Origin of the sequence: Nocardia beijingensis NBRC 16342, assembly GCF_001612785.1 — a bacterium.
Taxonomy (GTDB): Bacteria; Actinomycetota; Actinomycetes; order Mycobacteriales; family Mycobacteriaceae; genus Nocardia; species Nocardia beijingensis.
In genome coordinates this window covers 40,894-52,223 of record NZ_BDBC01000036.1, presented here as the reverse complement: position 1 = coordinate 52,223, position 11,330 = coordinate 40,894, and the positions used below count along the sequence as shown (strand labels likewise).

At 69.8% G+C, this 11,330-nt stretch carries 8 protein-coding genes and 1 pseudogene; 2 read left to right on the top strand and 7 right to left on the bottom strand.

The window, feature by feature from the left end; translation table 11 throughout:
- The 4 genes and pseudogenes from NB3_RS21220 to aztB all read right to left on the bottom strand — a co-directional run.
- A pseudogene (locus NB3_RS21220) lies at positions 1–1,158 on the bottom strand (hypothetical protein); the annotation flags it as partial.
- Between the two features lie 141 nt (positions 1,159–1,299).
- Positions 1,300–2,454, bottom strand: coding sequence for a zinc metallochaperone AztD (gene aztD / locus NB3_RS21215; RefSeq protein WP_067806206.1), 1,155 nt, complete (start codon positions 2,452–2,454; stop codon positions 1,300–1,302).
- Positions 2,455–2,488: 34 nt separating this feature from the next.
- Entirely contained in the window at positions 2,489–3,406 is a 918-nt protein-coding gene (aztC, locus tag NB3_RS21210; RefSeq protein WP_067806204.1) for a zinc ABC transporter substrate-binding protein AztC, read from the bottom strand.
- The gene (aztB, locus tag NB3_RS21205; protein ID WP_067806201.1) at positions 3,403–5,409 is read right to left on the bottom strand and encodes a zinc ABC transporter permease AztB; all 2,007 of its coding nucleotides are present in this window, start codon (positions 5,407–5,409) and stop codon (positions 3,403–3,405) included. The genes aztC and aztB overlap by 4 nt, the downstream gene beginning before the upstream one ends.
- A gap of 37 nt (positions 5,410–5,446) precedes the next feature.
- Between aztB and aztA the strand changes: the two genes are divergently transcribed.
- On the top strand, positions 5,447–6,160 hold the full coding sequence (gene aztA, locus NB3_RS21200; protein ID WP_067806200.1) for a zinc ABC transporter ATP-binding protein AztA: 714 nt from the start codon (positions 5,447–5,449) through the stop codon (positions 6,158–6,160).
- On the opposite strand, the gene NB3_RS21195 is transcribed toward aztA, so the two are convergent.
- Positions 6,157–7,353 (bottom strand): MCE family protein, encoded by a 1,197-nt coding sequence (locus NB3_RS21195; RefSeq protein WP_067806194.1) that lies wholly within the window; start codon positions 7,351–7,353, stop codon positions 6,157–6,159. The two genes, aztA and NB3_RS21195, sit on opposite strands and share 4 nt — an antisense overlap.
- 173 nt (positions 7,354–7,526) lie before the next feature.
- Between NB3_RS21195 and cyp51 the strand changes: the two genes are divergently transcribed.
- Positions 7,527–8,891, top strand: coding sequence for a lanosterol 14-alpha demethylase (gene cyp51 / locus NB3_RS21190; RefSeq protein WP_067806191.1), 1,365 nt, complete (start codon positions 7,527–7,529; stop codon positions 8,889–8,891).
- Positions 8,892–8,946: 55 nt separating this feature from the next.
- On the opposite strand, the gene NB3_RS21185 is transcribed toward cyp51, so the two are convergent.
- Both NB3_RS21185 and NB3_RS21180 read right to left on the bottom strand, forming a co-directional pair.
- A complete protein-coding gene (locus NB3_RS21185; RefSeq protein WP_067806189.1) occupies positions 8,947–10,173 on the bottom strand; it encodes a cytochrome P450 in 1,227 nt (408 codons plus the stop codon).
- A 31-nt stretch (positions 10,174–10,204) separates the two neighbouring features.
- Complete coding sequence (locus tag NB3_RS21180) at positions 10,205–11,329, bottom strand: NAD(P)H-dependent amine dehydrogenase family protein (protein WP_157111930.1); 1,125 nt, start codon at positions 11,327–11,329, stop codon at positions 10,205–10,207.
- Between the last annotated feature and the right edge of the window lies 1 nt (position 11,330).

Below are 11,330 nucleotides of genomic sequence, written 5' to 3'. Positions count from 1 at the left end.
CCGCAGCATGAGCGCGCCCGCGGCCGCCAGGACCACCGCCAGGTCGGCGAAGTAGCGCAGCGACTGCATCACCTCCGCCGCGGTGTTCGGGCCGCCACGAGCCAGCGCCACGGCCAGCTGAGCGAGCACGACGTAGACCGCCGCGGTCAGCCACACCGCTGCGATCCGCTGCCGGGCGCGCATCGTCAGCGCCACCACCGCGGCCAGCGCCAGCCAGGCCACGACCACCGCCCATCCCGGCGGATCAGCCCACGGCGTCGACGGCAGCCACCGCTCCCACACCCACGGCCCGCCGGACAGCGCGGGCACGATCCCCAGCGAGGCCGCGGTGGGCAGCAGGTCGCGCAACTCGTTCCAGTCGTCGGGCAGACCCGGGCCGTCGACCACCGCGAGATAGGCGATGGACCAGAAGCCGAGCACGGCGGCCGATCCGATCCACAGTGCCGCACCGCGGCGCGCCACCGCACCGAGCGGGGCCGCGTCGCCGTCGACGTGGCGGGCCAGCGCGGTGACGGCGAACGCGACGAACGGCACCACCGCCGATTTCTCGAAGAACAGCAGCGCCACCACCAGCACCGCGATCCCCGACACCGCGTACCGGCGACGGCCGGTGCGGACGAGCAGCACCGCGTCCCCGATCACCCAGGCGAGGGCGAATTGCAGCGGCAGCGCGTTCAAGGCGGCAGCCCACCAGGCGAACGCCGGGAGCGTCAACGGGCAGAACAGGTAGAAGACCAGCGGAATCAGGATGGGCAGGCGCGGGCCCGCCACCAACAACAGCATGCGGACCACGGCAGCCGACGCCGCCAGCTGCATGATCAGCAGCGTTACCACCGGACCGGCCCAGACCAGCGGAGCCACCGCGTTCACCGCCCACGCCGTGACGAACGCCAGCGGCATGAAATGCCCATCGTGGTCGTACAGCAGCAGATCGGTGGACCACGGCCCGTAGCGGGCGGCCCGCCCGACCAGGATGAAATCGTCCCAGTAGAAGAAACCGCTGTCGGCCACCCACCAGCGGATCGCCAATTGCAGGACAACCAGGCAACCCGCCGCGACGACCACGGGCTGCGCCGTCGCGATCCTGGAGAACCGGACCCACGCCGACCACCGGGAGACGCGCGCGGACCCCGGCGGCGCGAGCACAGCAGTGTCCATGCCATCCCACCGTAGCGGCGCGCGCGCCGGTGATTCGCGTCTCGGCGACTACGACGCGTTCACCTGCCGTTCCGCCAATAGGACAGCTCGCCCGACGGCACGACCTCCTCGACGTCCAGTTCCGCATCGGCGGGTCGCACCTCAGTGCCCGGACACGCCGCTCACTTCGTTCGGCGTGTCCGGCAGCGTGACGCTCGCCGTCTTCGCTCCGGTGTTCAGGTCGACGCGGTGCAACTGCTTCGCGGCGGGGTCGGAGACGTAGGCGATGTCGCCGCGGACGAACAGCGCTGGTCGCGGCTTCTGCCATTCCAGCGGCTCCTGCCAGGAGCCCGTCACGGGGATGGTCCGCACGACGGCCCCCGCGACGGGATCGATGACGTGGATGCGGCCGTCGGTGCCCAGCACCAGGGCTTCACCGTGCGGGCCGCGGGCCAGCGAGCGGAAGGTGTAGCTGGTACCCAGATCGACCAGACGCAACGTGCCGGTGACCGTGTCGATCAGCGAAACCCGCTGCGGGCGTTCCAGTTCGGCGTCCCTGTCCTGCTTGTAGTCACCGAGGACGACGGGCGAGTTCGCGGCGCCCGCCTGGTTGCCGATCCGGCCGTACTCGGTCGGGCTGGTGACTTTTCTGATCACGCCGTCGCGGTAGACGAGCACACCGTTCTCGCAGCCGATGACCACGGCCTCGCCCGCCGCGGTCGCTTCGCCGTGCACGCCCGGGCAGTTCTCGTTGCGCGCCTTCTCGGCGCGGTCGCGGTCGAGCACCACGATGCCGGTCCGCTTCTCCTCGGTGCCGAGCGTGACGACGAGGTCGCCATCGGCGAGTTCGATCGCGACGCCGTGGTGCGGGGCGGCCGCGCGATAGGTCGTGGTCCGAGGCGCGCCATCGGCGAGATCGGCCGAGTCGAACGCGACGACTTCGCCGGTGCCGTCGCTGAACAGCACGGTCCGTCCGGCGTGCCGGACCACGTGCCCTGGATGCGGGCCGGGGAACTCCACACCGGTGAATTCCGCCGCCCGAGCGTCGAAGACCCGGAAACCCTCGTTCGTCGAGACGATCAGGTGCCGGTCGTCGCCCGCGGGATTGAGCCGGTTGAAGCCGTCGAGTTCGACCGTGCCCGCGAGTTCGAGGGTGGCGCCGTCCAGGACGTGGATGCCGCCGTCGTAGGTGATCGCGACGGGATCGGCGATCCGAGGGGTGTCGCGTTCGGCGGAAGTGTCGGCCCCGCAACCGGCGAGCACCAAGGTCAGCAGACCGATCAGGGCGGACGGTTTCGTGGTTGACCGAACGGGCATGAGTTACTCCGTCTTTCGTTCTGGTGTTCGGGTACTAAGCGGCGGCGAGGCCGCGCACGATCGACTCGGTGTTGGCCCGCATCATCTCCAGGTAGGTGCCCGCGCCGCCGCCGGGTTCGGTGAGCGATTCCGTATACAGGGAGATCACCCGCACGTGCACGCCCGCCTGTTCGGCGAGCACACGAGCCAAGCGGTCGGGTTGCGAGGAATCGGCGAAGATCGCGCTCACTCCCGCGGCCCGGACGGTTCCGGCGAGGGCGGCGAGATCCGACGGGCTCGGGGAAGCGAGCGTGGTCCCACCGGGGATCACGGCGCCTACCACTTCGAAGCCGAATCGCTGTGCCAGGTAACCGAAGACGTGATGGTTGGTCACCAGCTTCCGCCGCTCGGCGGGGATCGTCGCGAACCGCTCGGTCATCCAGCGGTCGAGCCCGTCGAGTTCGGTCAGGTAGCGGTCGGCTCCGGCGCGCACGGCCGCGGCGTCGACGCCGTCGACCCGCTCGACGATCCGGTCCCGGATGACTTCCACCGCCTTGCGCACCCGGCGCGGATCGGTCCAGAAGTGTGGATCCGGCCCGCCGTTCGCCTCGTCCGCGGAGTAGTCGATCGGATCGATCGCCGCGCCGACGGACACCGCGGCCACCCCGGCTTTCTCGGCCGCCTCGACGTTGCGCAGCACGCTCTCCTCTAGCCCGAGACCGTTGTAGACGATCAGGCTCGCGCGTTCGAGCCGGGCCGCCTGCTGGGCGGAGAGGGCGAACAAGTGCGGGTCCGCGTTCGCCTGCATCAGCACGGTGACTTCGACCGCGTCGCCCGCGACGGCGCGGGTGAGGTCGCCGAGAATGTTGGTGGTGACGACGATTCCGCCGCGATCGGCGCCGGCATTCGAGCATGCGGTCAGGGTGAGCAGGGCGACGGCGACCAGCGCGCACAATCGGGCGAGATGTCTCATCGGCCGGTCTCCACCATCGTCGTCGGCGCGATGTCGAGGCGGAAGGTGCGGGCGGTGCGCAGGTTGCCGGTGTAGTCGATCTCGTGGATGGCTCGCGCCGCGGGATCGTTGACGTAGGCGCGGTGCTCGTCGACGAGGATCAGCGGCGCGGGTGCGCCGTCGCGCACCGGCGCGGTGAGTTGTCGCGCCGGGGTTGACTCCCGGCCGGACCGGGTGTCGTAGCTGTGCAGCACACCGTCCGCGGTGAGGACCAGCAGTGCCGCGTCCTCCCCCGCCGTGTTCGCCGCGACCACCGGACCGGTGTCGACGGCGGTCCAGGTCTTGCGCCGCACGTCGAGCACCCACACGCCGTGCCTGCCCGCCTCGGCCACCAGCGTCGCGCTGCCCCGCCGATGGAAGAACTCGGTCGCGCGATCGTCCTCGGAGGCGCCTCGCGGATAGGGGATCTTCTCGCCGGTGAACACCGCGTCGCGGGCCGTCACCACCAACGCGCCATCGGCGCAACCGAAGACGACGCCGCGTCTGGTCACCGCGGAGCCGCGCGGACGCGGACACGGCTGCGCGAGCACCCCCGCGGGCGCGTTGTCCCGGGTGCGCACCTCGATCCGGTCGCCGGTGGGCGCGGCCACCAGCAGGTGCTCGGCGTACGGCACCGCGGCCGCGTCCGCGATCACGCCGCGCTCCTGCCGCGAGCCGCTGCCCAGCGCGGACCGATCCAGCAGTGTGGTGCCACCGGTTTCGGAGATCAGTGCCGTCACCGCGCTGTCGGCGTGCGCGGCCGACAGCGGACCGCCCGCGACAGCGCCCAGATCACGTGCCGGTGCCCGGTAGTAGTGCGCGTGATCGCCGTGGTCGACCGTCCACGTCCCCGCGTCCACGATGCGCACCCCGTCGCGGGCGGGCAAGAAGGCGAAGCGCCCGTCGGTGGTCAGTCGGCCCGCGCCTTCCGCTCGTCCGAGGTCGACGACCTCCTCGCTGATGAGGTCGACCACCCGCACGGCACCGGTCGCCGCGTCCGCCACGACCAGTCGCGGCTGTGTCTCGTCGGCCTCCTGCGCGCCCGCCACATAACCGTGCGGCGTCGTCTCCGCGGGACGGGCGGAATCGTCCGTGGCGCAACCGATCAGAGGCGTGATCGTGGTCAGGGCCAGCAGGACGGCCAATAATTTCGGCGGCACCCGCGAGAATCGGACCCGATCACGCAACCGGGACGACAGCGCCGAGACGAAGAACAGCGCGACGGCCGTCGCCGCGATGGTCGCCCCCGCGGCGGTGCGCGCGTGCCAGGAGATCAGCAACCCGGCGAAGGTGGCCACCGCGCCGAGCGCCGCGGCGGTGAGCATGATCGACGGAATGCGATGCGTCCAGTAGACGGCCGCCGCCGGGGGCGCGATGAGCAGACCGAAGACCAGCAGGGTGCCGACGATATGGAAGGACGCGACGATCGCCAGGGTCACCAAGGCGATCAGCGCGACGTTCGCCAGGCGCGGCCGCAAACCGAGTGTGTGCGCCTTGCGCGGGTCGAAGGTGATTGCGACGAACGACCGGTGGCCGAGCACCGCGAGCACCGCCGCGAGCACCGTGGCCGCGATCAGATACCACAGATCACGCTCTCCGACGGCGAGCACGTCACCGAACAGGAACCCGGTGAGGTCGACCGCGAAGGAGGGCGAGCGCGACACGATGATCACACCCGCCGACAGCATTCCGACGAACAGCAATCCGATGCCGATGTCCGCGGCGAAGCGCGTGCTCCGGCCGAGCACGGAGACTCCGGCGGCCATCGCCGCCGCGCTGCATGCCGCGCCGAGCAACAGATTTCCGCCGAGCAGCGCGGCGATCGCGATGCCGGGCAGCATGCCGTGCGCCATCGCCTCGCTGAGAAACGCCATGCCGCGCACCACCACCCAGGTTCCCGCCAGCGCGCACAGGCACGACACGAGCAATCCGCCCCACAACGCCCGCTGCACGAACGACACCTCGAACGGGGCCAACCACTCCATGACGCAGCACTCTACAATGATAACGGTTTTCATTTCAATGAGTGATCGGAGTCGCATGCCGCCCGCTGTCCATATCGCCGAGGTGACGGCCGGTTACCGCGGACATCCGGTGCTGCGCGAGTTCACCGCCACGATCCCGGATGGCCGGGTGACCGCACTCGTCGGACCCAACGGCTCCGGCAAATCCACCCTGCTCGGCGTCTTGGCGGGCGTCATCGCGCCCACCGCGGGAACCGTGCGCCGGGAACATCTGCGGCGACCGGCATTCGTGGTGCAGCACAGCGCCGTTCCCGCCACCCTGCCGATCACCGTCCGCGAAACGGTCGCCATGGGGCGCTGGGCGCGGCGCGGCGCATGGCGGCGTCTCACCCGGGAGGATCGCGCCGTGGTGCGCGCGTGCCTGGACCGCATGGCCATCGCCGACCTGGCCGAGCGCAGGCTCGACAGCCTCTCCGGCGGCCAGCGCCAACGCGCGCTGCTCGCCCAGGCACTGGCCCAGGAATCCGACCTGCTCCTGCTCGACGAACCCACCACCGGCCTGGACTCGCCGGCGCAGCAGGAGATCTCCGACGCCATCCGCCAGGTCGGCGCCGACGGGGTAACGGTCGTGCACGCCACGCACCGGCGCGAAGACGCCCTGCGCGCCGACCACTGCCTGCTGCTACGGAACGGACGGGTCACCGGTCACGGCGCTCCGCACGCGGTCCTGCGCGGGCACACCACCGAACCGGAAGTAGCCGCCGTCGACTAGCGCGGCACGCCCGGCATGCCGGCGAAGAGAATCTGAAACACCTTGGGAGCGTTGGGTATCACCGCCATGGACGGAGTGAACGGCGCGCCCTCGTTGGTGTCGGTGACCACATACTTGGCGTGACTGTCGGGAACCCGGTCGAGTATCCCGTCGCAGCGGGGCCCGCCGGTCGCGTTCACCTTCGGCAGGTCGCCGGGATACGCGTAGGGTTGCGCGCCGTACATGAAACTCGCGTTGAAAATGGCCCCGGGTTTGTTGCCGCCGATGATGGCTTCCGCCGCCGGTAGGGCCTTCGCGATGCCGGTGACCACGCAATACAGCACGGGCGAATAGGTATCGAGCAGCGAGCCGGTTGGTCGCAGGGTCGCCAGCGCGGCGGTGAGTCCTTGCTCGTTGTCCGTCAGCGCCGACCGAGTGGTATCGGCCAAACCGATGAGATTGAGCAGCACGTCGTCCAGATCGTCCGCGCCGCGGGCGAGCGTCCCGCCGGTCGCGGTGGCGTCGGCAGCCGTGCGCAGCAGGTCGGGGGCGGTGTCGGCGTAGAGCCCGGTGACCTGCCCTGCGGCCGACAGATCCCGCCGCAGCGCGGGCAGGCTCGGGTTGATCCGCCGCAGGTAGTCGTCGGCGCGAGCGAGCAGATCACCCAACCGCTCGCCGCGCCCCCGCAACGCGGTGTCCAACGCGGCCAGCGTGGCGTTGAGCTCACCTGGCTCGACCTTCGCCAGCACATCGCTCAGACGCTGGAACAGCGTGTTGTATTCGACGGTGACGGATTCGGCGCGGATCGTCGCGCCGGGGCGAAGCGGCGTCGGCGACGGAGCGCTCGGCACCACGAAATTCACGTATTTGGCGCCGAATACGGTGGTCGAGCGGATATCCACCGTCGCGTTGGCGGGCACCAGCCGCAACAGTTCGGGATCCAGCGTGAGACGAAGACGCGCCCGGTCGCCACGGAACTCGACGGCGCTCACCGTGCCGAGTTCCACGCCGCGCATCCGCACCTTGGCATCGGTGTCGAGCACCAGGCCGGAGCGGGGCGTCTCCACGGTGACGGCCACCGTCGAGCGGAAGCGCCCGGCATACATGGCCGCGGCGACCGCGACCACCGCGACGACGAGCAGGATCAACCCCGCTCCGGCGACTTTCAAGCGCAGTAACCGCCACGTCACCCGCAAGGCCTCGCTGCCGAACATTCTCGAACCACCGATCACTTCTCGTCGTGGGCCGTGCGCGGACGGCGGCGCCCGCGGCCCTGGCATCCGACCACGGTCGCGGTCCGCGTCTTGCCGGACGATCGCTGGCCGTAGTACTGTCCAGACACGTGTCCATCATAAAACTCGGACACTTATCTGGGGAAGGATTTCCAATGACTCTGGTGAGACCACGGCGGGTATCCGGAGGCGACCACGAGCACGGTCATCTGGAGGAGTTCCGCGTCGATCCGATCGGGCTGATGCGCCGGGTCCGCGCGGAATGCGGTGACGTCGGCTCGTTCGACCTGGCCGGGCGCCAGGTCATCCTGCTGTCGGGCGCGGAGGCCAACGAATTCTTCTTCCGCTCCGGCGACGACGATCTGGATCAGGCCGCCGCCTACCCGTTCATGAAACCGATCTTCGGGGAGGGCGTCGTCTTCGACGCCAGTCCGGAACGCCGCAAGGAGATGCTGCACAACCAGGCGCTGCGCGCCGAGCACATGCGCGGGCACGCCGCCACCATCGCCCGCGAGGTCGAACGGATGCTGGCGCGCTGGGGCGACGAGGGCGAGATCGACCTGCTCGACTTCTTCGCCGAACTGACCATCTACACCTCCTCGGCGTGCCTGATCGGCGTGAAATTCCGCAACGACCTCGACGACCGCTTCGCGCACCTCTACCACGACCTGGAACGCGGCACCGACGCGCTGGCCTACGTCGACCCCTACGCGCCCATCGAAAGTTTCCGCCGCCGCGATCAGGCGCGGGCCGAGCTGGTCGAGCTGGTGCAGTCGATCATGGACCGGCGGGCCGCCGACCCGCCGACCGGCAAGGACGATCGGGACATGCTGGACGTGCTCATCTCGATCCCCGGCGAGGACGGCGCACCGCGCTTCAGCGCCAGCGAGATCACCGGCATCTTCATCTCCATGATGTTCGCGGGCCATCACACCACCTCCGGCACGGCGGCCTGGACGATCATCGAACTGCTGCGCCACCCCGAGGTGCTCGACCGGGTCGTCGCCGAGCTCGACGAGCTCTACGCCGACGGCTCGGACATCAGCTTCGGCGCGCTGCGCCAGATCCCGGTGCTGGAATCCGTGCTCAAGGAGACGTTGCGCCTGCACCCGCCGCTGATCATCCTGATGCGGGTGGCCCGAGGCGAATTCGACGTCTGCGGTCACCGGATCGAACCCGGCGACCACGTCGCGGCCACTCCCGCCATCTCCAACCGGATCCCGGAGGACTTCCCCGATCCGGACGCTTTCGATCCGGGACGCTATATCGATCCCAACCAGGCCGACCTCGTCAACCGCTGGACCTGGATTCCGTTCGGCGCGGGCCGCCACCGCTGCGTCGGCGCGGCGTTCGCGCTGATGCAGCTGAAGGCGATCTTCTCGCTGCTGCTGCGCGACTGGGAGTTCGAGATGACCCAGCCGCCGGACAGCTACCGCAACGACCACTCCAAGATGGTCGTGCAACTCGCGCAGCCATGCACCGTCCGTTACCGCAGGCGCCGCAAGGACGCCGACCTCTGATCGAACCGGGCACGCGCGGGCTCCCCGTCAGACGACGGGCAGCCCGCGCCCCGCGCTATTCGTAGCGCACCCGCCAGCTCTTGATGCCGTTGATCCACCCCGACCGCAGCCGCACCGGCTCGGATTCCTGCCGCAGGCCGGGCATCGCGTCGGCGATGGCGTTGAACATCAGATCGATCTCCAGCCGGGCCAGGTTCGCGCCCACGCAGTAGTGCGTGCCGGTGCCGCCGAAGCCCACATGCGGATTCGGATCGCGCAGCACGTCGAAGGTGAACGGATCCGCGAACCCCTCCTCGTCGAAATTCGCCGAACTGTAGAACAATCCGAGCCGCTGTCCCTGCCGGATCCGCTGCCCGCCCAGTTCCAGATCCTGCGTCGCGGTGCGCTGGAAGGCGGTCACCGGAGTCGCCCACCGGACGATCTCGTCGGGCGCGGTGCGCGGACGCTGCTGCCGGTAGAGCTCCCACTGCTCGGGCCGGTCGACGAACGCCTTCATGCCGTGGGTGATGGCATTGCGGGTGGTCTCGTTGCCCGCCACGGCGAGCAGGATGACGAAGAAGCCGAACTCGTCGGAGCCCAGCGCCTCACCGTCGACGTCGGCGTGCACCAGCTCGCTCACGATGTCGCCCACCGGGCACGCGCGGCGCTGCTCGGCCATGTTCCAGGCGTAGCCGAGGATCTCCGCCGATGCCATCGCGGGATCACCGTACTCGGGATCGTCGTAGTTGAGCATCTGGTTGGACCAGTCGAACAACTTGCGCCGGTCTTCCTGCGGCACGCCGATCAACTCGGCGATGGCCTGCAACGGCAGCTCGCACGCGACCTGTTCGACGAAGTCGCCGCCGCCGGACTTCTTTGCCTCGTGCACGATTCGCGCGGCGCGTTCGGTCAGCGCGGCCCGCAGGCTCTCCACCGCACGCGGGGTGAACCCCTTGGCGATGATCCGCCGGATCTTGGAGTGCTTGGGCGGGTCCATGTTCACCAGCAGAGCGCCGGTGAGCGCCATCTGCTCCGGGGTGATGTCGCCGGGCAGGCGAATGATGGCCCCTTTGCGCTCGGAGGAGAACAGCTCGGGATGTCTGGAGATCTCCTTGATGTCGGCGAGCTTGCTGACCACCCAGTAGCCGCCGTCGCGGAAACCACCGGAGGTCTCGTCGGATTGCGCGTTCCACCACACCGGGGCGGTGCGGCGCAGCTGCGCGAATTCCTGCACCGGACTTCGGTTCTGCCACAGCGCCGGGTCGGTGAAATCGAATCCGACAGGTAATGCCGGTGCTGCCATTGCTACCTCCTGGATGAAACGGGCGAGCCGGTCAGCGCGTAGGACGACGCGCGACGCCGGTATCCGCCTCGGTGGGCGAAGCGCAGGCCGCGTCGCCGTCGGTTCCGCGCAGCCATGCGGCGGCGCGGCCCGCGACGAGCGGCAGTTCGAGATAGGTCCGCACGCCGGGTTCGGCGGCGACCACATAGGGGATCGAGTTCACGCAGTGCATGGCCGTGGCGACGATGCCGGGATTGCGCACCAGACCGGCCGCGGCGCTGTGCGCGTGCATGCCGGTGAACGTCACCGTCGCGCCCGGATCACCCACGACCTCGACCTCGTATCGCTCCCCCGCCGGTCCGAAGGTCCACGGCGGATCGAGGTGCTCGGCGCCCATGAACCAATTCACCGCGGCGGTGATCACCGGAGCGCCGCGGACGGTCCCTTCCCAGCGGAAGCGCTGTGCGGCGACACGCCCCGGCGCGATCGGGCCGATGGGCGAATCGATCGGCGCGGTGGCCACCGCCGTGTCGTGCGTCACCCGCAGCCGGTCGTCCAGCGCGATGCCGAGCGCTTCGGCGATCATCCGGACCGACTGGCTGTAGCCGCCGGCGAGCACGTCCGCCATGACGCTGGTCGCGGCCTGTTCCGGCGTGGCGCCGAACAGCATCCAGTCCCGGACCACCTCGGGCGCGCCGTAGGTGCGGATATCGGAGAACTCCTCGGCGCGCACCGCGGTGATCGAACCCGACAGCGCCGACACCACCAGCGGGATCTTCTCGGTGATGCCGCCGGGATGTATCCCGGTGCCGTGCAACGTGACTCCGGCCGCACGGCACAGCTCGTCGTAGCGTTGCCGCTCCGCCCGGCGCGGATGGAACCAGCCAAGCGGTGTGACGACGTTCTTGCCGGACCGCAGAATCGCGCGCACCGTCTCCGGGTCGGCCATGAACGGGCTGTAGAGCACGCAGTCGGCGTGCGTGGCGAGCAACCGGTCGGCGTCGGTGCTCGCGCGCACCCCTATCGGCGCGCGGCCGACCAGTTCGCCCAGGTCCATGCCGTCCTTGTCCGCGCTGTGCACCCAGGCTCCGGCCAGTTCCAGCTCCGGATGGTCGAGAATGCCCTCGATGGCGGCCCTGCCGACTCCGCCGGTCGCCCATTGGATCACCCGGATCATG

Excerpts from the sequence above, each read along its gene's own strand:
- aztB (WP_067806201.1), bottom strand. The coding sequence starts at position 5,409 with ATGGAGTGGTTGGCCCCGTTCGAGGTGTCGTTCGTGCAGCGGGCGTTG.
- cyp51 (WP_067806191.1), top strand. The coding sequence starts at position 7,527 with ATGACTCTGGTGAGACCACGGCGGGTATCCGGAGGCGACCACGAGCAC.
- aztD (WP_067806206.1), bottom strand. The coding sequence starts at position 2,454 with ATGCCCGTTCGGTCAACCACGAAACCGTCCGCCCTGATCGGTCTGCTG.
- aztC (WP_067806204.1), bottom strand. The coding sequence starts at position 3,406 with ATGAGACATCTCGCCCGATTGTGCGCGCTGGTCGCCGTCGCCCTGCTC.
- aztA (WP_067806200.1), top strand. The coding sequence starts at position 5,447 with ATGAGTGATCGGAGTCGCATGCCGCCCGCTGTCCATATCGCCGAGGTG.
- NB3_RS21180 (WP_157111930.1), bottom strand. The coding sequence starts at position 11,329 with ATGATCCGGGTGATCCAATGGGCGACCGGCGGAGTCGGCAGGGCCGCC.
- NB3_RS21185 (WP_067806189.1), bottom strand. The coding sequence starts at position 10,173 with ATGGCAGCACCGGCATTACCTGTCGGATTCGATTTCACCGACCCGGCG.
- NB3_RS21195 (WP_067806194.1), bottom strand. The coding sequence starts at position 7,353 with ATGTTCGGCAGCGAGGCCTTGCGGGTGACGTGGCGGTTACTGCGCTTG.